Here is a 19,989-nt window from a genome sequence, read left to right as displayed (position 1 = left end):
GCAATATGGACGAGCGCTGTAGCCAGTTTTTATCTTGAAAAGTTCTGAGCCACCACCATGCACCCCCTCCAACTCCTGGACCCCGCCTCCGGCACCTGCACCTATCTGCTGCACGACCCGCACACACGCGAGGCCCTGATCATCGATCCTGTCGATGCACAGATCGAGCGTGACCTGGCCGTGCTGCAGGCGCGGGGCCTGCGGCTGTGCTGGGCGGTGGAAACGCACAACCATGCCGACCACATCACCAGTGCCGCCCTGTTGGCCGAGCACACCGGCGCGCGCACGGCGGCACCTGCGGCCTGCGGCATCGGCACGGCGCAGGTGCAACTGGCGGATGGTGATGTGCTGCACTTTGGCGGTGAGGAGTTGCGCGCCCTGCACACCCCTGGCCATACGGCGGGCAGCATGAGCTACCTGTGGCGTGACCATGTGTTCACCGGGGACACGTTGCTCATCGGCAGTTGTGGCCGTACCGACTTCCAGTCCGGCGACGCGCGCACCCTGTGGCGCAGCATCACCCAGGTGCTGTTCGCGCTGCCACCCGACACCCTGGTCTGGCCAGGCCATGACTACGAGGGGCGCAGCCACTCCAGCATCGCTGCTGAGCAGGCGCACAACCCGCGCTTGGCCGGGCGTACCGAGGAGCAGTTTGTCGCGCTGATGCAAGGACTGCACCTGCCCGCGCCCGAGCGCATGCACGAGACCCTGCCGGCCAACCGCCACTCGGGCCTGCGCCACGATGCCGCCGCAGCCGCCGTGCAGGCCCAGGAACGCAGCGCCCAAGGCTATGCGGGCGACGTGAGCCCGGCCTTGGCCTGGCAATGGGTGCAAGCGGGCCAGGCCGTGCTGGTGGACGTGCGCACCGACGCCGAGCGCGCGTGGGTGGGGGAGGTGCCGGGCGCCGTGGCCGTGGCCTGGAAGCAGTGGCCGGGCATGGCGCTCAACCCCCAGTTCGATGCGCAGATCCAGGCTGCTGTGCCGCCGGGCCGCAAGGCCCTGCTGCTGTGCCGCAGCGGCGTGCGCTCCATCGCTGCCGCGCAGCGCGCCACGGCCCTGGGGTTGGAGGCCTGGAACGTGCTCGAAGGCTTTGAAGGCGACCCTGATGAGCACGCCCACCGCGGGCGTGTGGGCGGCTGGCGCTTTCATGGCCTGCCCTGGCGGCAGGGGTGACTTTGCTGCAAAGGTGACGTGCGGCGAAGGCAAATCCCTTGATAATGCGCGCCATGAGCTTTCTGGCCATCGACGTGGGCAATACCCGCCTCAAGTGGGCGATGTACGAGGCACCGCGCCCTGGCGCGGCCCTGCTGGCGCAGGGCGCCGAGTTTCTGGACCACATCGATCGACTGTCCGAAACCGCCTGGGCGCACCTGGCGGCGCCCACGCGCATGCTGGGCTGTGTGGTGGCGGGCGACGCGGTGCGCAGGCGCGTGGAAGACCAGATGGAGCTGTGGAGCGTGGACCCGCAATGGGTCGTGCCCTCGCTGCAGGAGTCGGGTCTCACCAACGGCTACGACCATCCCTCACGCCTGGGCTGTGACCGTTGGGTGGCCATGATCGGCGCCCGCCAGCGCGTGCTGGCGCGGGGCCCGGCGCGGCCGCTGGTGGTGGTGATGGTGGGCACGGCCGTCACGGTGGAGGCCATCGACGCGCAGGGGCGCTTTCTGGGTGGACTGATATTGCCGGGCCACGGCATCATGCTGCGCGCGCTGGAGTCCGGCACGGCCGGTCTGCACGTGCCCACGGGCGAGGTGCGGTCGTTCCCCACCAACACCAGCGATGCCCTCACCAGCGGCGGCACCTTTGCCATTGCCGGTGCCGTCGAGCGCATTTACCAGCACCTGCTGCAGCACTGTGGCGAGGAGCCCGTGTGCATGATGACGGGCGGTGCAGGCTGGAAGATGGCCCCCAGCATGACGCGACCGTTCGAGCTGGTGGACAACCTGATTTTTGATGGCCTGCTGGAGATTGCGGCCCGAAGGTTTGGGACACCCCCCTGAGTTGCTTCACGCCTTCCCCCCTCTCCTGCGGGAGGGGGGACGCCACCGGTGGTCTGGCAAAGCCAGTTCCACGGTGGCACTGGCGGGCGCCATAGCGCCCCGCGACGGGCGTTATTCCTCTAGCTCTGCCTGGGCCATTTCCACGTCCAGGCGCTCCATGGCGTCCTGGGGTTCGGTGGCGGCGGCCTGTTCGTAGAGCTTGGTCGCTTCCTGCATCTTCTTGTCGCCTTCGAGCATGACCAGCGCGTTGGCGTACTCGATCATCGCAATGGCGCTTCCCGGGTTGAGCTTGAGTGCTTCCTGGAACAGTTTGAGTCCCACGTCCTTCTTGGCACCGTAGGTCATGCCGCCGATGAGCGCGCCGACCTTGTCGATCACCTCGGCATGGAAGGCGCCCAGCGCAATGCGCGCGTCGGCATGCTTGGGTGCCAGGGCGATGGCTTTTTCGAGCGACTCCTTGATCTTGCCCCCCAGCCCTTGCGCCAGGGCCTTGGCCACGCTGATGCCTTGGCTGTAGCGGCCCAGTGCGTAGGCGTTCCAGTACCACGCGTTGGCATTCTGTGGTTCCGCCTGGGCTTGGGCCTGGGCGCGCTCGGCCACCTGCATGAACAGGTCGAGGCGGGTCTTTTCCTTCTTCTCCAGGTAGGTGGCGTAGATGGCGGTGGCCTTGTTGGCCACGGTGATGCCGTCACCGCCGGCGGCCAGCCCTTCCTCGGCCGCCTGCTGGAAGTTGCCATTGTGGTAATGGGCCCAGGCCTGCAGCACGGCGGCGTCCTTGGGCAGGGGCTCGGCGTCGCCGGCATGCAGGCGCGCCCATTGCTTCTTGAGGCTGGCGGGGGTGTAGTCGAATTCGCCAGCGTGGGGGAAGGGGATCCATTTAGCCATCATTGTCTCCGTTGGGGTGTCTGTAGGGGGTTCAGGGGCGCTGGTAGGCGCTGGCCAGTTGCAACAGGTGGCTGCGTTGCCCAGGTTCCAGGTAGGGCATGAGCAGGTTCAGTACATGGTGGGCACCGCGCAGCAGGGCCGCCTGCGCACTTTCGGGCTCCAGGGCGCGGCGCGGGTCGCGCACGTACTCGAAGCTCAGCCAGTACGTCAGCACCACCACCATGCTGGTGGCGGTGGGTTCGATCTCGCGGGTGTCGATCTGCAGGCTGCCCGCGCGTTGCATGCCGTCCAGCAGGGTGCGTACCGAAGCGGTCTTGTGCTGCAGCACGGTCTGGAAATGGGTTTCGAGCCGCCGGTTCTTGGACAGCAGGTCGTTGAGGTCGCGGTACAAAAAGCGGTACTGCCAGATCAGCTCGAACAGCGTGTGCATGAAGAACCAGGCGTCCTCCACGTTGCGCACGCTGCCGCTGGCGCCGAGCAACTCAGTGAGCGAGCGCTCGTAGCGGTCGAACAGCGCGTTGATCAGCTCATCCTTGGCCGGGTAGTGGTAATACAGGTTGCCCGGGCTGATGCGCAGTTCTGCGGAAATGAGGGTGGTCGAGACGTTGGGTTCGCCGAAACGGTTGAACAGTTCGAGCGTGACTTCCAGTATGCGTTCAGCGGTGCGGCGCGGCGCTTTTTTCACCATGGGTGCTGGTCCTCATGCATCGAATCAATGGGTTCCCTGGGGCTACTCTAACCGACGTTTCAGGCAGATTTCATGCTGCACTGCGGCATGTTGACGTGCAGCAAAGCACAACGGCTGCCACGCCATGGACGTGACAGCCGCTGAGGGGCCGATGCCTGCCGCCGCCTCAGGCGGCGGTGGCGTCGTGCGATCAGGCGCTGGGGTTTGCGTCTGCGACCGCTGCGGCTTCGGGGGTGCTGCGGGGTGCTACCTTGGGGAAGGGCGCGCGCTTGGCAGCAGTCTTCTTGGCGGCGGGCTTGGCAGCCGGTTTGGCTGCGGGCTTGACAGCAGCTTTCTTGGCCACGGGCTTTGCAGCGGCCTTCTTGGCAGCGGGCTTGGCTGCAGGCTTTGCGGCGGCCTTCTTGGCAGGCGCAGGCTTGGTGGCCGGAGGGGTCTTGCCCAGGCTCTTGGCCAGTGCGTCGATGCGGGCGTTGAGCACGTCCAGATCGCGCGAGGTGGGCACGCCCAGCTTGGACAGAGCGGTGGCCACGCGGTCTTCAAAAATGGTTTCCAGCTTGTCCCACTGACCAGCGGCGCGCGAGCCAATGTCGGTGGCCATGCCGGTCACGCGGCTGGAGGCTTGCGAGATCTTCTCTTCGGCCACGGCCTGGGTCTTGCGCTGCAGCGAGAGGCCTTCCTTCACCAGGGCCTCGAACACCTTGTTGCCTTCTTCCTGGGCCTTGGCAAAAGCGCCCAGGCCGGCCAGCCAGATTTGCTGGGCGGAGTCCTTGACGGTGCTCGAGAGCTGGGCGCCCGGCTTTTTCTTGTCGTTGCTGAGTTTCTGCAGTTTCTTGACCATACGGCCTCCGTGGAAGGGGTTGAAGATGCGCCGCAGCAACCGCGCTGGGCATGAATGGGAATGTACGCCGTGCAATGGCCCGCGTGTAGGTGGCCGCTCCTAAAAACATAGAGGGTGGGGTCTAGCGATGGATTTGGTGGGTAGCATCGCCGCGGGTTTTTGCTGAAGCCTGCACTGGCGGGCCTGAGCAAGAATGGGAGCGATTTCACAGCACAACCAACAGGAGTCTTGAGCATGCAGTATTTCGTGACAGGAGCCACAGGGTTCATCGGCAAGCGTCTGGTCAAAAAACTCCTGGAGCGCAAGGGCACCGTGGTGTACTTCCTGCTGCGCAAGGAGAGCGCGGACAAGGTGGCCGAACTGCGCAGCTATTGGGGCGTGAGCGCCGCGCGCGCTGTTCCGGTGTTTGGTGACCTCAAGAGCAAGAAATTGGGCGTGGCCGCCGAGGACGTGAAAAAGCTCAAGGGCCAGATCGACCATTTCCATCACCTGGCTGCCGTGTACGACCTCTCGGCCGACACCGAAAGCCAGGTGGCCGTCAACGTGGAAGGCACGCGCAACACGGTGGAGTTTGCCCGCGCCATCGATGCCGGGCATTTCCACCATGTGTCGTCCATCGCCGCAGCGGGGCTGTACGAAGGTGTGTTCCGCGAAGACATGTTCGATGAGGCCGAGGGGCTGGACCATCCCTACTTCATGACCAAGCACGAGAGCGAAAAGATCGTGCGCCAGGAGTGCAAGATGCCCTGGACGGTCTATCGCCCCGCCATGGTGGTGGGCGACAGCCAAACCGGCGAGATGGACAAGATCGACGGGCCGTACTACTTCTTCAAGCTCATCCAGCGCATCCGCCAGATCCTGCCGCCCTGGATGCCTTCCGTGGGCCTGGAAGGCGGGCGCGTGAACATCGTGCCGGTGGACTTCGTGGTCAACGCCATCAACGTGATCAGCCACCAGGCTTCCATTGGCAAGAAGTGCTTCCACCTGGTGGATCCGGTGGGCTACCGCGTGGGCGATGTGCTCGATATCTTCTCGCGCGCTGCCCATGCGCCGCGCATGAACCTGTTCGTCAATGCGGCCTTGCTGGGCTTCATTCCCAAGGGCATCAAGAAGAGCCTCATGGCCATTGCGCCCGTGCGCCGTGTGCGCAATGCCGTGCTCAAGGACCTGGGCCTGCCCGAGGACATGCTCACCTTTGTGAACTACCCCACGCGCTTTGACTGCCGCGAAACGCTGGCGGCGCTCAAGGGTTCGGGCGTTTCCTGCCCCAGCCTGAACGACTATGCCTGGCGCATCTGGGACTACTGGGAGCGCCACCTGGACCCCGAGTTGTTCATCGACCGCTCGCTCAAGGGCACGGTGGCGGGCAAGGTGGTGCTGGTCACGGGGGGCTCTTCGGGCATTGGCTTGGCCACGGCGCACAAGTTTGCCGAGGCGGGCGCCACCACCATCATCTGCGGACGCGACCAGGACAAGCTCGACGCCGCCTGCCAGGAAGCCAAGGACAAGGGCCATGCGTTCATCGCGTATGCCGTGGACATTGCCGACATGCAGGACTGTGACCGCTTCGTGCAGCAACTCGTAGCCGACCACGGCGGGGTGGATTTCCTCATCAACAATGCGGGCCGCTCGATCCGCCGCGCCATCGAGAGCAGCTACGACCGCTTCCACGACTACGAGCGCACTATGCAGCTCAACTACTTTGGCTGCCTGCGTGTGACCATGGGGCTGCTGCCTGCCATGGTGGAAAAGCGCAAGGGCCACATTGTGAACATCAGCTCCATCGGCGTGCTGACCAATGCCCCGCGCTTCTCGGCCTATGTGGCCAGCAAGGCGGCGCTCGATGCCTGGACGCGCTGCGCCTCCAGCGAGTTCGCCGACCAGGGCATCACCTTCACCACCATCAACATGCCGCTGGTGCGTACCCCCATGATCGCGCCCACGCAGATCTACAACAACGTGCCCACGCTCAGCCCCGAGGAGGCCGCCGACATGGTGGCGCAGGCCTGCATCTTCAAGCCGGTGCGCATTGCCACACGCCTGGGCATCCTGGGCCAGGTAATGCACGCCCTGGTGCCGCGTGTGGCGCAGATCGGCATGAACGCCAGCTTCCGCATGTTCCCCGATTCGTCCGCGGCCAAGGGAGAGAAGGGCGCCAAGCCGCAGCTGTCGGCGGAAGCCGTTGCGCTGCAGCAGATGATGCGCGGCATTCACTTCTGAGCGTCACGCCGAGGGCCGGCGGTTACGAGCAGCAACAAGGTGCGGTGGGATAATCCAAAACTTTGCCCTCGGCACATTTTTGGTTCATCCCATGATCCTCGTCACCGGAGGCGCCGGTTTCATCGGCGCCAACTTCGTACTCGACTGGCTTGCCGGCAACCCGGAGGGCGTCGTCAACCTCGACAAGCTCACCTATGCCGGCAACCTGCACAACCTGGCCAGCCTGCAGGGCGATGTGCGCCATGTCTTCGTGCAGGGCGACATCGGTGACCGCACCCTGGTCGATGGCCTGCTGGCGCAGTACCAGCCGCGTGCCATCGTCAACTTTGCGGCCGAATCGCATGTGGATCGCTCCATCCACGGCCCCGAGGACTTCATCCAGACCAACGTGGTCGGCACTTTCAGGCTTTTGGAAGCCGCAAGGCACTACTGGCAAGCGCTGGATGCTACAAAAAAAGAAGCATTTCGCTTCCTGCACGTGAGCACCGACGAGGTGTACGGCACCCTGGCACCCGATGCGCCCGCGTTCACCGAAACGCACAACTGCGAGCCCAACAGCCCCTACAGCGCCAGCAAAGCCGCCAGCGACCACCTCGTGCGCGCCTGGCACCACACCTATGGCATGCCGGTCCTCACGACCAACTGCAGCAACAACTACGGGCCGTACCACTTCCCGGAAAAGCTCATCCCGCTGATGATCGTCAACGCGCTGGCCGGAAAACCCCTGCCGGTGTACGGCGACGGCATGCAGATCCGGGACTGGCTCTACGTCAAGGACCACTGCAGCGCCATCCGGCGAGTGCTGGAGGCCGGGACTGTGGGCGAAACCTACAACGTCGGCGGCTGGAACGAGAAGCCCAACATCGATATCGTGAACACGGTCTGCGCCCTGCTGGACGAGTTGCGTCCGCGTGCCGACGGCCAGAGCTACCGCAGCCAGATCACCTACGTGAAGGACCGCCCCGGCCATGACCGGCGCTATGCCATCGATGCGCGCAAGATCGAGCGTGAGCTGGGCTGGAAACCCGCCGAGACCTTCGACACCGGCATCCGCAAGACCGTGCAGTGGTACCTGGACCACCCCGACTGGGTGGCGCAGGTGCAAAGCGGCGCCTACCGCGACTGGGTGGCCAAGCAGTACGAGGCCGAGGGCAGCGTTGCATGAGCATGAACATCCTCCTGCTCGGAAAAGGCGGCCAGGTCGGTTGGGAGCTGCAGCGCAGCCTCAGCGTGCTGGGCCAGGTCACGGCGCTGGATTTCGACAGCCAAGCGCATTGCGGTGACTTTGCCAACCCCGAGGGCGTGCGCGACACCGTGCGCCAGCTGCGCCCTCAGGTCATCGTCAACGCCGCCGCCCACACCGCCGTGGACAAGGCCGAGAGCGAACCAGAATTCGCGCGCCTGCTCAACGCCACCACCCCCGGCCTCGTGGCCGAGGAGGCCGCGCGCCTGGGTGCCTGGCTGGTGCACTACAGCACCGACTATGTGTTCGACGGTAGCGGTACCCGGCCTTGGGTCGAAACCGACACGCCAGCACCGCTGTCGGTGTACGGCGCCACCAAGCTGGAAGGCGAGCAACGCATCCAGCAATCGGGTTGCCAGCATTTGATTCTGCGCACCAGCTGGGTCTATGCCGCACGCGGCGGCAACTTTGCCAAGACCATGCTGCGCCTGGGCCAGGAGCGCGAACGCCTCACCGTCATCGACGACCAGTGGGGTGCGCCCACGGGGGCCGACCTGCTCGCCGACGTCACGGCCCACGCCATCCGTCACCTGCAGCACCGGCCGCAGGACGGCGGCCTGTACCACTGCGTGGCGGCGGGCGAAACCACTTGGCATTCTTATGCGAAATTCGTGCTGGAGCACGCCAGCAAAGCGCAGCAAGCTATAAAAATAATAGCAAAAGAAGTCGCGCCTGTGCCCACCAGTGCCTTCCCCACGCCCGCCACGCGCCCGCACAACTCGCGGCTGGCTACCGCCAAGCTGCAAACCACCTTCGGCCTGCAGTTGCCGCACTGGCAAACCGGCGTGGCGCGCATGCTCGCCGAAATCCTCTGACCTCCCCATGACCATGACATCCCGCAAAGGCATCATCCTCGCTGGCGGCTCCGGCACGCGCCTGCACCCCGCCACGCTGGCCATCAGCAAGCAGTTGCTGCCGGTGTACGACAAACCCATGATCTACTACCCGCTCAGCACCCTCATGCTGGCGGGCATCCGCGAGATCCTGGTCATCAGCACGCCGCAGGACACCCCGCGCTTTGCACAGTTGCTGGGTGACGGCAGCCAGTGGGGCATCAGCCTGCAATACGCCGTTCAGCCCAGCCCGGACGGGCTGGCGCAGGCGTTCCTGATCGGCGAGTCGTTTGTGGGTGACGCACCCAGCGCCCTGGTGCTGGGCGACAACATCTTTTACGGCCACCAATTCCACGAGCTGTTGGCCAACGCCCATGGCCGCAGCACCGGCGCCAGTGTGTTTGCCTACCACGTGCACGACCCCGAACGCTATGGCGTGGCCGAGTTCGATGCCCAGGGCAAGGTGCTCTCGCTCGAAGAAAAGCCCCAGGCGCCCAAAAGCAATTACGCCGTCACCGGCCTGTACTTCTACGACCAGCAAGTGGTGGAGCTCGCCAAGAGCCTGAAGCCCAGCCCGCGCGGCGAGCTGGAAATCACCGACCTCAACCGCCTGTACCTGGAGCAGGGCCGGCTCAACGTTGAAATCATGGGCCGTGGCTATGCCTGGCTGGACACCGGCACGCACGAAAGCCTGCTCGAAGCCAGCCAGTTCATCGCCACGCTGGAACACCGCCAGGGCCTGAAGATCGCCTGCCCCGAGGAAATTGCCTGGCGCAGCCGCTGGATTGGCGACGAACAACTCCAGCGCCTGGCCCAGCCCTTGGCCAAAAATGGCTACGGCCAATACTTGCAGCGCCTGCTGAAAGAGACGGTGTACTGATGAAAGCGACCCGGTTGTCCATCCCCGAGGTGGTGCTGATCGAACCCAAGGTGTTCGGCGACGCGCGCGGTTTCTTCTTCGAGAGCTTCAATCAGAAAGCCTTCAACGAAGCCACAGGCACCAACCACCAGTTTGTGCAGGACAACCACAGCCGCTCCAGCCGGGGCGTGTTGCGCGGCCTGCACTACCAGATCCAGCAGCCCCAAGGCAAGCTGGTGCGCGTGGCGCGAGGTGCCGTGTTCGATGTGGCCGTGGACATCCGCCGCAGCTCGCCCACCTTCGGGCAATGGGTGGGCGTGGAACTGAGCGAGGACAACCAGCACCAGCTCTGGGTGCCGCCCGGCTTCGCCCATGGCTTCGTGGTACTCAGCGAGTCGGCGGATTTCCTCTACAAGACCACCGATTACTACGCACCGCAGCACGAGCACAGCATCGCCTGGAACGACCCGAGCATTGGCATTTCCTGGCCTGCGCTGGCGCAAGGCCAGCAACCGCTGCTCTCGGCCAAGGACAGCGCCGCGCCACTTCTCGCCAGCCTGGGCGCTGATGCCCTGTTTGCCTAACCATTTCCCAGCGGCAGGCCGGTGACCCTCGCGCTTTCCATCGTCAGCCATGGCCACGGTGCACAGGTGCTGTCCCTGCTGGCGCTGCTGGTGCAATCACCGCAGTCGTTGATTCGCCGCGTCTGGGTCACGCTCAACACCCCCGAGCCCGCCCTCACGCAGGCGCTGGCCGCCCCGGATGCTGCCTGGCGCGGTCGCCTGGATGTGCGCGTGCTGCACAACCCCCAGCCACTGGGCTTTGGAGCCAACCACAACCAGGCCTTTGGACATGAGCAGCAGCAAAGCGCGCCTTCGCCCTTCTTTGTGGTCATGAACCCCGACATCACCTGGTCCCAGGATCCCTGGGTCGCCATGCTGCAGGCCGCGCAACAGCCCGGCGTGGGCTGCGTGTATCCGCAGCAGGTCGATGCCCACGGCCAGCCTCAGGACCATGCCCGCCGCCTGCCCACCCCTGGTGCTTTGCTGCGGCGCTACCTGGGCGGTGCCGCCAGGCGCAGGGTGCGGGTTGCGGCGCCCGACTGGGCCAACGCCGCGTTGCTGCTGTTCCACAGCGTGGCCTACCAGCGTATCCAGGGCTTCGACGAGGCCTACCACATGTACTGCGAAGACGTGGACATCTGCCTGCGCCTGCAACTGGCCGGGTACCGCCTGGCCGAGGCGCAAGACGCCTGCGTTGTTCACGTGGGCCAGCGTGCCAGCCACCGCCAATGGCGCCACCTGGGCTGGCATCTGCGCAGCCTGTGGCGGTTGTGGCATTCCCCGGCGTACCAACAGTTTCAGCAAAACCATGCACGCCGCGTTGGTTGATGTGTTGCTGGCCACCTGGAACGGGGAGCGCCATCTGGCCGTGCTGCTGGATTCGCTCCTGGTACAGACATACCCGCATTTCCGCCTGCTGGTCAGCGACGATGGCTCCATCGATGGAACCCGGGCTGTGCTGGAGCGCTACCGCCCGCAGTTCGGCGGGCGCCTGCTGCTGCTGCCACCGCGCCCGGCTGGGCGGGGTGGTCTGGGCAACTTCGAATACCTCATGCAGGCCAGCCTGGACGATGCACAGGCGCCCTGGGCGATGTTCTGCGACCAGGACGATGTCTGGCTGCCGGAGAAAATCGCGCAGACCCTGGCCGCCATGCAGCGCACCGAACAAGGCGCTGAACCGGGGACTCCCTGCCTGGTGCACACCGACCTGCGGGTGGTGGACGAGGCGCTGGCGCCCATCGCCGAATCCTTTGTGCGCTACCAGCACATGGACCCCGCACGCTGCACGCCAAGGGATCTGCTGAGCATGAACCAAGTCACCGGCTGCGCCACCATGGTGAACCGCAACCTTCTGGCCATGGCGCTGCCCATTCCCGCGGAGGTGGTGGTGCACGACTGGTGGTGTGCCGTGCTCAGCGGCAGCGGTCGGCGCACGTTCGTCGATGCCCCCACCCTGCAGTACCGTCAGCATGCGGTCAACCAGATCGGCGCACACAGCCGCAGCCTGCACCATCGCATGCTGCGCCTGTTGCGTGACGCCCCAGCGGTGCTGCGTCGTGTCGGCCAGGCCGGGCGCAACAGCTACCGCCAGGCCATGGCCTTGGACCAGCGCCTGCGCAGCCTGCAACGGGATACAAGCCTTGTTGCAGACTACCTGGCCTGGCGGAACCAACCGCTGTGGCAGAGAATTCGCACTTACAGGGCATACTATCCCGGCTCCGAAATGGACCGGCTGCTGCGCTGCCTGTTGTGGCCTGCGCCCGCTACGGGTAAGTACACGCCGCACCCAGATGCCGCGCAGGCGCCCCAGAACCCACAAGGCTGAAGAATGAGTTTGCCGACCGCAGAACGTATCGAACCGACCGAGCAGGCTGCTGCTGCCCCCAGGCTGGGAGACATGTTGCTGTCTGCCCAGAAGCTCTCGCGCCACGATTTGGAGCGGGCGCTCGAAGTGCAGCGCTCCATGGGCGGAAAGCTGGGGCGGCTGTTGGTCAGCCTGGGGTTGGTGGCGGAAGCCGACGTCTTTGCCGCACTGGCCCGGCAGGCGGACTTGCCCCTGCTGCGCGCCGACGCATTTCCGGCAGAGCGCCCGGAAACGCCCGCCCTCAATACCGGTTTTCTGCTGGCCCACAACCTGCTGCCGCTGGGGCCTGCGCAGGAAGGTGCCGAGCCACCTGCGTTTGCCAGCGCCGACCCGCGCAGCGAGACCCTGCGCTCTGCGTTGCGCCTGGTGTTCGGTGCCGTGCCCACGCTGGTGTTTGGGCTCGAAACCGAGATTGCCGGTCGGCTGAACGAGTGGTATGTGCAGGCCGCGCAGGAGGACGAAGAGGCCGTCCCTGGCGGTGCCGAGGCGTCCGAGTTCATTGAGCACCTGCGCGACATGGCGTCCGAGGCGCCCATCATCCAGCGGGTCAACCAGATCCTGGCGCATGCGGTCACATCCAAAGCGTCGGACATTCACATCGAAACCTACGAGCAGAAATCGGTGGTGCGCATCCGTGTGGATGGCGAGATCTTCCCGGTCGATGAGATCGACAACAAAGACGCCCCCGCCGTCGTCTCGCGCATCAAAATTCTTTCGCAGCTCGACATCGCCGAGCGCCGCATGCCTCAGGACGGGCGCACGAAGCTGCGCGTGCATGGCAAGGAAATGGATGTGCGCGTTTCCACTGTGCCGACCGCCTTCGGCGAATCGGTGGTCATGCGTCTGCTCGAAAAGAACTTCGACCTGCTTTCGCTCGAAAGCCTGCATTTCACCCCGGCCACGCTGCAGGCCTTGCGACAGATGCTGGCCTTGCCCCACGGCATCTTGCTGGTCACGGGGCCGACCGGTTCGGGCAAGTCCACCACTTTGTACGCGTCGCTGCAGGAGCTGGAGGGTGAAAACCTCAAGATTCTCACGGTGGAAGACCCGGTCGAATACCGCCTGCAGTGGCTCAACCAGGTTCAGGTGCAGCCGCAGATCGGCCTGAGCTTTGCGGCCGTGCTGCGCTCCTTCCTGCGCCAGGACCCCGACGTCATCATGATCGGCGAAATGCGCGATGGCGAAACGGCAGAAATCGCCGTGCAGGCCGCGCTCACGGGCCACTTGGTGCTTTCCACACTGCACACCAACAGCGCCTTGGGGGCCATCGTGCGCCTCATCAACATGGGGGTGGAGCCGTACCTCATCACCGCCTCCGTGGTGGGTGTGCTGGCGCAGCGTTTGGTGCGCAAGCTTTGCACGGACTGCAAGGCGCCACTCACTCCAGAGCAGGCCCATTTGGCCGCATCCTCATTGGGGGTGCAGGCGCCGGCAGAAGCCACGCTCTACCGCCCGGTGGGTTGTGCGCACTGTCGTTCCACGGGCTACCGGGGGCGGCTGGCCATCCATGAGCTGCTGGAACTCAACGACCAGGTCAAGCGCGCGGTGCTCGAAAACGGATCCACCCTGCGCGGTGACGAAGGCGCCTACGCCGCAGGGAACTTGTTGCACGATGGCGCCACCAAGGTCTTTCAGGGCCTGACCACGGCAGAAGAAGTACTGCGGGTCGCTCGCCAACATGACTGAATTCCAATACGCCGGCGTGACCTCCGAAGGCAAGCCCTGCCAGGGCAGCGTGCGTGCGCCCGACGCCGACACCGCACGCCTGCGCCTCATGGGGCAGGGGATCACGCCCGTGCGCATCAGCAGCGACGCGGGCTCGGACGCTCCTTCCGCGGGCGGTGCGCGTGGTTTGGGGCTCAAGCGCAAGGATGTGTTGCTGTTCACACGCGAAATGGCACACCTCAAGCAGGCCAACATGCCGCTGGACCGTGCGCTGTCCATGCTCAAGGAAACCGCCGACAACGAGCGCCTGCAGACCTTCATCGGCAAGGTCGAGGAGAGCGTGCGTGCCGGCAAGTCGCTGCACCAGTCGCTGCTGCCCTTCGAAAACGACCTGGGCCGTCAATATTTGGTGCTGGTGCGCGCTGGCGAAACCTCGGGCTCTCTGCATGTCGTGCTCAAGGAGCTGACCGTGCAACTGGAGGCGGACGACAAGCTGCGCAACTACATCATCTCGTCCATGACCTACCCCGTCATCCTGCTGGTGGTGGCGGTACTCTCGGTCATCATGCTGCTGGCCTTTGTGGTGCCTCAGTTCCGCGAGATTTTCGATTCCATGGGCGACGCCTTGCCCTACGCCACGCGGCTGGTGGTGCAATTCAGTGATCTGATTCGCTCGCGTTGGATGGAGCTGCTGCTGGTTTCCACATTGGCGCTGTACGGTTTTTCGCGCTGGGCGGCCACGCCGTCCGGGCGGCTGCAGATCGATCGCGCCCTGCTGGCCGTGCCCTTGCTGGGCGTGGTGCTGCGCAATCTGCAGTTTGCGATGTACTTCCGCACCTTTGGCATTCTTTTGCAACGGGGCATTCCCATGGTCGATGCGCTCAAGATTGCCATCGATGCGCTCACCAACACCGTGCTGCGCACGGATCTGGAGCCCCTGGTGGAAACGGTCAAGACCGGCAAACGGCTTTCGAGCGGGTTCGGGCTGCGCCATTTCCACAAAACCAGCACCCCCCAGCTCATTCGCGTGGCAGAGGAGACTGGCCAACTCGACGCGACACTGCTCGCGCTGGCCGACCGCTACGAGGAAGAGGGGCGCCGCACCATGGGGCGCGTGCTGGCCGCCCTGGAGCCGCTGATCATCATCATCCTGGGCATGGTGGTGGCTTTCATCATCATCTCCATCCTGGGCGGCGTACTGTCCATCAACGATACCATCTGACCCTTCATGTTCTGGCAACACACATCCATGCAAACCGTGCAACATTTTTCCGCTCGCCCCATGGCCGCCGCGCCGCGCCGTTCCGCTGGCTTTACCCTGATCGAACTGCTGGTGGTGCTCGTCATCCTGACCCTGCTTGCTGGCCTGGTGGGCCCCAGGGTGCTGGACCAGTTGGGCGGCGCCAAGTCCAAGACGGCCCGTGTGCAGATCGGCGAGCTGGAGCAAAGCCTGGATCTGTTCAAGCTCGATGTGGGTCGCTACCCCAACGACGCCGAAGGCTTGCGCGCTCTGGTCGAGCGTCCGTCCACTGCACAAGGCTGGAACGGCCCCTACATGAAGAAGGGCCTGCCCACCGACCCTTGGGGCGCAGCCTACCAGTACAAGAATCCAGGTCGCAATGCGGGGCCGGACGTCTTTTCGCTCGGGGCTGACGGCAAGCCAGGTGGAGATGGCGAAAACGCCGACGTTTACAACTGACGGATTGCTTCGTCGCAGACCGCTTCTTGCCCGCCGATGACTTGTCTCGCGCCGGTGCGCCGCACGCATTCCGGTTTCACTCTGCTGGAGTTGTTGGTCGTGCTCGTGCTGGCCGCCATCACGGTGGCTGTGGTGGGGGGCAGCGCGCAGTCGTACATGGACCGCGCACGCTACCACCAGACCGTGCGTGATGTGGCCAGCCTGCTGGTGCAGGCCCGCACGCTCAGCGAGCGGGAAGGGCGTGCGGTTGTCGTCGCTTACGAGCCGGAGGGCCGTCAGCTCGTTGCCGATGGGCAATGGCGCGTGGACCTGCCCGAGTCGCTGCAAGTGCAATGGACCGCCATCGAAAGGCGCAAGGGCGCAGCCCCGGTATCCGGCGAGCCCTTGTTCCAGTTCAACAACGATGGCGGAACGCAAGGCGGCAGCCTGAGTGTGTTGCGCGCAGGGCAGGGAGTGAAGTACCGCGTCAACTGGCTGTTGGGCCGGGTGGAGCAAACCCCGGTGCAGGCCCCCTCATGACGAACAAGGCACGAAGCAGCGCACTGTTGTCCTGGAGGGTGACCCAGGGCACCAGGGGTATCAGGGGTTTCAGCCTGCTGGAGGCCCTGGTGGCCATGGCCATTGCAGCCATGGCCCTGGGCACGCTGTACCGCACGGTCGGGCAAAGCTCCAAGAACGCTGTCACTGTCCAGGAGCGGGTGGAGGCCGCCATGGTGGCGCGCTCGGTGCTGGCAGGCGCGTTGTATGCCGAAGAACTGGCGAACCAAAGCGAAGGCAAGACGGGCGCCTGGCGCTGGCGCCTGCAAATGCAGCCCGCCGTGGCGCAATGGGGTGCCCCGCCCGGCCGTCCGAGCCCCGCGCCCCAAACCGTTGCTCGGGTCACGGTGGATGTGATGCGTGCTGAGGGTGGCGATGCCGTGCTGGTCTGGACCGGCTGGAAACCCTATAGGGCCGCGCCATGAGCCGCAGCCTGTCCGTCCTCCAGCGCGGTTTCACGCTGATTGAATTGCTGATTGCCCTGGCCGTCACGGCGGCGGTGGTGGGGCTGATGTTTGCCGGTTTCGGCGTCATTGGTCGGACCGAGGATCGCAACCAGCGCACCATGGAGCGTGCCGAGCACATGCTGACCGTCAGCCAGTGGCTGGGGCGCAAGTTCGACGGCTTGCGCCTGCTCTCGCGCCAGGAAGGTGGCGTTTTTGTGCGTTTCTTCAGCGGCAACGCTGCGGGCCTGATGTGGGTTGCGCCGCTGCCGGAGCGCGGCAGCGCCGGGGGATTGCACGTCTTTCGCATCGGCCCCCTGCGCCACAACGACGGCCGCGTGGATCTGTCCGTCGAGGCACTGCCCTACGACGGCTCTGCCATGGCGATGGACTGGAACCAGGCCTTGCGCGAGACCCTGCTGACCGATGTGCGTACCCTGCAGTGGTATTACCAGGATGGCCGCACCGGCGCCTGGACACAGCAATGGGACGCCTCTCAGGCGCAGTACCCAGCCCGTATTCGGCTGGAACTGGGCGACGCGCGGGGGGATTGGCCGCCCCTGGTTTTTCCCTTGGCGAGGGCGCGATGACGACGGCTCATCTGACGCGCCCCTGGCGGCACGGGAGTGCAGGCGCCGCACTGGTGCTGGTCCTCTGGTTGGTGGCGGCCTTGTCCCTCACCGTGCTGGCCGGTGCCAAAGGCATGCGCCAGCAGACCCAGCAAGCGGGCCTGGCGCTGGAGCGTCTCAGGGCCGAGGCCGTGCTGGACGGAGCTCTGCAGCTCGCGGCGCAGCGACTGGTGGCGGAAAGAGACCAGCCCAGCCACTATCGCCGAGAGGTGCTGACCCTGGAAGGGCAGGAAATATGGCTGGAGGTGACGCCTGCCACCGGATTGATAGACGTCAATGTCGCCAGCGATGGTCTGTTGCTTGCGCTACTGCAGCGGGTGGGAGAACTGCCTGCGGGTGATGCAGCGATCATGGTGTCCCGTATCCGTGACTTCCTGGATCCGGACGATACGCCCACGGGCGCTGGGGGGGCGGAAGCCGCGCAATACAGGGCTGCAAACTGGCCTGCGGTGCCCCGCAATTCGGCGCTGGAAGACCTCTCGGAGCTCAAATCCGTTCTGGGAATGACGCCGGAGCTCTATGACATAATCGCGCCCTACCTCGGCGTCAACGGCCAGCAGCGACTGGAAGTCGATGCAACCCCCTGGGCTTTGATCGACATCTTGACGGGTCAGAAAGGGCTTGGGGCTCAAGTTCATCAATCACCGCCCGAATCGCGCGCGGGCCTCCTGCTTTCGGGCGCGACGGCCGATTTCTTTGCTGCCAAAAGCGGCGGCGGGAAAGAAGTGCGGGTTCGTGCCTATGCAAGGGGTGATGGCGACCGGTGGTGGTTGCGCGAGGCGTGGATCGACTCCCGCGAGAGACCCGACACATTGGCTCCCTGGACCTTGCTCACATTGGAGCCCACGCGCCGCATCAACAAGCCGGAACAGGAATGGAGTCCATGACAGCTAAGGGGCAACTCTACCGCCGCGTGCAAATGGCGCAAGACAGGCTTGCGTGGGGATGCGCGGATCTGCGTCGCCTGTTGTCCGAGCGCGGATGGTGGCCCAGCCGTCCGCGGGGGCTGGTCTCTGTGGATGGTTCGCATTGGGCTGTTACCGAAACACGGCTGCGTGCCGTCAAGCCAGGCAAGGCGGAAGGTTTACTGGTGCCGGAATCCGAAAGCCTGTGGGGCTCCGCCGTTCTGCCTGACATGCCCCGTCATGCATTGAGGCAGGCGGTCGAGGAAACGTTGTGGCGCACCTCTCCCTTGCCACGACAGCACACGGTGGCGGCGTGGCATGCGCAGCCCCATGCACAAGGTGGCTGGGTTGTCGAATGGGGACTGTGCCGCCGCAGTCACTGCGATACATGGTGTGTCGAGAAAGGGCTGGGCCCACAGGCACCTGTGTACCTGGCGCGCCACGGGCGTGCCTTTGCAGTGGACTCAGGGACCACGCAAACATTCTCCCTGCGCCGGCGCTGGATGCATGTGCTGGTGCTGATGGGAGCACTGTTGTCCTTGGCAGCGCTGTTCCTGCCTGCGCTCATGCCTCTGGTGCTCAAACGTGAAGATGTGTTGCGCGCCGTTCAGCACATTGCGGCGGTCGAGCCCCAGTCGCAACCGCTGCGACAGCAACTGGATGAACTGCGTCAACAGGCGGCGCTGGGAGAGGAGCTGCGCCAGGGGCTTCAACAAAGCCTGCCATTGGCCAGTGTGGTGGACGCCCTGTCGCAGGCATTGCCGGACGACACTTGGCTGGACCGCATCGATGTCAATGGCAATGAAATCCGCATCAGTGGTCTGACGGGCAATGCCGCTGAACTGGCAGCCCTCCTGGGGCGACAACCGCAGTTCGCCGACACCAAGGCCACGGTGGCCAGCGTGCGTGACAACAACCTGAACAAAGAGCGATTCACATTCGAGATGCGTTGGCGTGCAGTCGAAGGAGTCAAGCCATGAATCCCTGGACTCGCAATGCCAGTGTTTTGCTTATCGGCCTTGCAGTGGCTGTGCTGGCTGTAGCCGGAGGCATATACCGCACCCTCTGGATACGCTACGACACCGCACTGGGGCAGTTCGAATCTCGCAGCGAGCGCATCGATGGAGTCATCCAAGCGGGTCCTGACATTGGCAAGAGGCTGGCGCTGGTGCGCGATGCGGTGACTCCCAGGCTGCATGCTTCGGGCGACAATGCACAGAACGATGTCCAGCAGAAGCTGCGCGAACTGATCACCGCCTCTGGCGGTACGCTGGTATCGTCGCAAGTGGCGCTGGAGACGGGATCTGATGGGGAAATGAACCGGGTACGGCTCACTGCCACCATCACGGGGGAATGGAATCGCATGGTGCGCTTCATGCAGACCATGCAAACCCATCGCCCGATATATTGGGTGCGCTCGGCCACCCTTGCGCGCGAAGGCGGCACCGCTGCAGTTGCTTCCCAGCAGGCACGTTTGACCCTCCAATTGGATGCGCCCCTGGCGCCCGGGAAGGCTGCGCCATGATCAGACCCTGGTACCTGGTTCCTGCACTGGCGGCTGCGGCTTTGGCGGGCAGCGCTGCTTGGTGGCATGCCAAAAAAGACCAGTGGCAGGCCCCTGCACCGCGCATTCCGGACTTGCCGCAGTTCGAGGCGCTGCCCTCACCATCCGGGGCCGTCGCAAAGCAGGCCTTGGAGCGCCCTTTGCTTTGGTCGTCGCGCAAGCCGGCCGATTCGGGCGACAAAAAAGCCGGCATGGCCCAGGAGCTCCTGCAATCGCGCCTCATGGCCGTGTTCGAGTCGGGCAAGGAGCGCGTAGCCGTCCTGCAGCGCAAGGATGGCAGCGTCTTCAAGATCAGTGTGGCCTCCGAGCCCTGGAAACTTCAGTCCTTCGATGGCCGAAAGGCCTATTTCGTCGCTGCAGATGGACAGCGCGCCGAGCGTCCGCTGGAGCCGGGTAACCCGCCTCCGGCCAAGGCCAACCCGGCACGACGGCAAACTTCTCTGGCCAACCCCTGAGGCCGCCGGATTGCTGGCGACCTACCGTACACACCCGGAGCTATCTGACATGATTTTTCGGCCCTCCATTTATCTGATGGCGCTGCTGGTTTCGGCGTG

The 19,989-nt window shown here is 64.9% G+C and carries 22 protein-coding genes and 1 pseudogene; 20 read left to right on the top strand and 3 right to left on the bottom strand.

Annotation, left to right across the window (positions count from 1 at the left end; genetic code table 11):
* Positions 1-57: 57 nt before the first annotated feature.
* The 3 genes and pseudogenes from GWK50_RS20105 to GWK50_RS16660 form a co-directional block, all read left to right on the top strand.
* Positions 58-558, top strand: a pseudogene (locus GWK50_RS20105) (MBL fold metallo-hydrolase); the annotation flags it as partial.
* Between the two features lie 138 nt (positions 559-696).
* Positions 697-1,173, top strand: coding sequence for a rhodanese-like domain-containing protein (locus GWK50_RS20100; RefSeq protein WP_347339556.1), 477 nt, complete (start codon positions 697-699; stop codon positions 1,171-1,173).
* Positions 1,174-1,226: 53 nt separating this feature from the next.
* Complete coding sequence (locus tag GWK50_RS16660) at positions 1,227-2,000, top strand: type III pantothenate kinase (protein ID WP_162017466.1); 774 nt, start codon at positions 1,227-1,229, stop codon at positions 1,998-2,000.
* Positions 2,001-2,111: 111 nt separating this feature from the next.
* Here the strand turns inward: GWK50_RS16660 and GWK50_RS16655 are convergent, their stop codons facing one another.
* From GWK50_RS16655 to GWK50_RS16645, 3 genes are all read right to left on the bottom strand, one after another.
* Entirely contained in the window at positions 2,112-2,885 is a 774-nt protein-coding gene (locus tag GWK50_RS16655) for a hypothetical protein (protein ID WP_162017465.1), read from the bottom strand.
* Positions 2,886-2,916: 31 nt separating this feature from the next.
* The gene (locus GWK50_RS16650) at positions 2,917-3,573 is read right to left on the bottom strand and encodes a TetR/AcrR family transcriptional regulator (protein WP_162017464.1); all 657 of its coding nucleotides are present in this window, start codon (positions 3,571-3,573) and stop codon (positions 2,917-2,919) included.
* A gap of 190 nt (positions 3,574-3,763) precedes the next feature.
* Positions 3,764-4,411: a phasin family protein gene (locus GWK50_RS16645; RefSeq protein WP_162017463.1), complete on the bottom strand. Its 648-nt coding sequence runs from the start codon at positions 4,409-4,411 to the stop codon at positions 3,764-3,766.
* 234 nt (positions 4,412-4,645) lie between these two features.
* Between GWK50_RS16645 and GWK50_RS16640 the strand changes: the two genes are divergently transcribed.
* The 17 genes from GWK50_RS16640 to GWK50_RS19945 all read left to right on the top strand — a co-directional run bounded on the left by GWK50_RS16640 (position 4,646) and on the right by GWK50_RS19945 (position 19,890).
* Positions 4,646-6,631, top strand: a complete 1,986-nt coding sequence (locus GWK50_RS16640) for an SDR family oxidoreductase (protein WP_162017462.1) — start codon at positions 4,646-4,648, stop codon at positions 6,629-6,631.
* A 91-nt stretch (positions 6,632-6,722) separates the two neighbouring features.
* Positions 6,723-7,796, top strand: coding sequence for a dTDP-glucose 4,6-dehydratase (gene rfbB, locus GWK50_RS16635; protein WP_162017461.1), 1,074 nt, complete (start codon positions 6,723-6,725; stop codon positions 7,794-7,796).
* A 2-nt stretch (positions 7,797-7,798) separates the two neighbouring features.
* Complete coding sequence (rfbD, locus tag GWK50_RS16630) at positions 7,799-8,689, top strand: dTDP-4-dehydrorhamnose reductase (protein WP_162018161.1); 891 nt, start codon at positions 7,799-7,801, stop codon at positions 8,687-8,689.
* 13 nt (positions 8,690-8,702) lie between these two features.
* Positions 8,703-9,587, top strand: a complete 885-nt coding sequence (gene rfbA / locus GWK50_RS16625) for a glucose-1-phosphate thymidylyltransferase RfbA (protein ID WP_162018160.1) — start codon at positions 8,703-8,705, stop codon at positions 9,585-9,587.
* Positions 9,587-10,150 carry a dTDP-4-dehydrorhamnose 3,5-epimerase gene (rfbC, locus tag GWK50_RS16620; RefSeq protein ID WP_162017460.1) on the top strand — a complete coding sequence of 188 codons (564 nt, stop codon included), beginning with the start codon at positions 9,587-9,589 and terminating at the stop codon, positions 10,148-10,150. The genes rfbA and rfbC overlap by 1 nt, the downstream gene beginning before the upstream one ends.
* Before the next feature lie 21 nt (positions 10,151-10,171).
* Complete coding sequence (locus GWK50_RS16615) at positions 10,172-10,957, top strand: glycosyltransferase (RefSeq protein ID WP_242455417.1); 786 nt, start codon at positions 10,172-10,174, stop codon at positions 10,955-10,957.
* Positions 10,938-11,954: a glycosyltransferase family 2 protein gene (locus GWK50_RS16610; protein ID WP_162017459.1), complete on the top strand. Its 1,017-nt coding sequence runs from the start codon at positions 10,938-10,940 to the stop codon at positions 11,952-11,954. The genes GWK50_RS16615 and GWK50_RS16610 overlap by 20 nt, the downstream gene beginning before the upstream one ends.
* 3 nt (positions 11,955-11,957) lie before the next feature.
* Positions 11,958-13,679: an ATPase, T2SS/T4P/T4SS family gene (locus tag GWK50_RS16605; protein WP_162017458.1), complete on the top strand. Its 1,722-nt coding sequence runs from the start codon at positions 11,958-11,960 to the stop codon at positions 13,677-13,679.
* Entirely contained in the window at positions 13,672-14,880 is a 1,209-nt protein-coding gene (locus tag GWK50_RS16600; RefSeq protein ID WP_162017457.1) for a type II secretion system F family protein, read from the top strand. Before GWK50_RS16605 ends, GWK50_RS16600 begins: the two co-directional genes overlap by 8 nt.
* A 27-nt stretch (positions 14,881-14,907) precedes the next feature.
* Complete coding sequence (gene gspG, locus GWK50_RS16595; RefSeq protein ID WP_162017456.1) at positions 14,908-15,357, top strand: type II secretion system major pseudopilin GspG; 450 nt, start codon at positions 14,908-14,910, stop codon at positions 15,355-15,357.
* 36 nt (positions 15,358-15,393) lie between these two features.
* A complete protein-coding gene (locus tag GWK50_RS16590; RefSeq protein ID WP_162017455.1) occupies positions 15,394-15,876 on the top strand; it encodes a prepilin-type N-terminal cleavage/methylation domain-containing protein in 483 nt (160 codons plus the stop codon).
* Complete coding sequence (locus tag GWK50_RS16585; RefSeq protein WP_162017454.1) at positions 15,873-16,319, top strand: prepilin-type N-terminal cleavage/methylation domain-containing protein; 447 nt, start codon at positions 15,873-15,875, stop codon at positions 16,317-16,319. Before GWK50_RS16590 ends, GWK50_RS16585 begins: the two co-directional genes overlap by 4 nt.
* Positions 16,316-16,927, top strand: coding sequence for a prepilin-type N-terminal cleavage/methylation domain-containing protein (locus GWK50_RS16580; RefSeq protein WP_162017453.1), 612 nt, complete (start codon positions 16,316-16,318; stop codon positions 16,925-16,927). The genes GWK50_RS16585 and GWK50_RS16580 overlap by 4 nt, the downstream gene beginning before the upstream one ends.
* Positions 16,924-17,853 carry a type II secretion system protein GspK gene (locus GWK50_RS16575; protein WP_162017452.1) on the top strand — a complete coding sequence of 310 codons (930 nt, stop codon included), beginning with the start codon at positions 16,924-16,926 and terminating at the stop codon, positions 17,851-17,853. Before GWK50_RS16580 ends, GWK50_RS16575 begins: the two co-directional genes overlap by 4 nt.
* A 476-nt stretch (positions 17,854-18,329) precedes the next feature.
* Positions 18,330-18,851: a PilN domain-containing protein gene (locus GWK50_RS19950; protein WP_242455415.1), complete on the top strand. Its 522-nt coding sequence runs from the start codon at positions 18,330-18,332 to the stop codon at positions 18,849-18,851.
* Positions 18,848-19,396 carry a GspMb/PilO family protein gene (locus GWK50_RS16565; RefSeq protein ID WP_162017450.1) on the top strand — a complete coding sequence of 183 codons (549 nt, stop codon included), beginning with the start codon at positions 18,848-18,850 and terminating at the stop codon, positions 19,394-19,396. Before GWK50_RS19950 ends, GWK50_RS16565 begins: the two co-directional genes overlap by 4 nt.
* Positions 19,393-19,890 carry a hypothetical protein gene (locus GWK50_RS19945; RefSeq protein ID WP_242455414.1) on the top strand — a complete coding sequence of 166 codons (498 nt, stop codon included), beginning with the start codon at positions 19,393-19,395 and terminating at the stop codon, positions 19,888-19,890. Before GWK50_RS16565 ends, GWK50_RS19945 begins: the two co-directional genes overlap by 4 nt.
* The last annotated feature ends 99 nt before the right edge of the window (positions 19,891-19,989 follow it).

The sequence above is a fragment of the Acidovorax sp. 210-6 genome (genome assembly GCF_010020825.1).
GTDB classification, from domain to species: domain Bacteria; phylum Pseudomonadota; class Gammaproteobacteria; order Burkholderiales; family Burkholderiaceae_C; genus Simplicispira; species Simplicispira sedimenti.
Note: the sequence above shows the minus strand (reverse complement) of the source record. Positions and strands in the feature narration are given on the sequence as shown.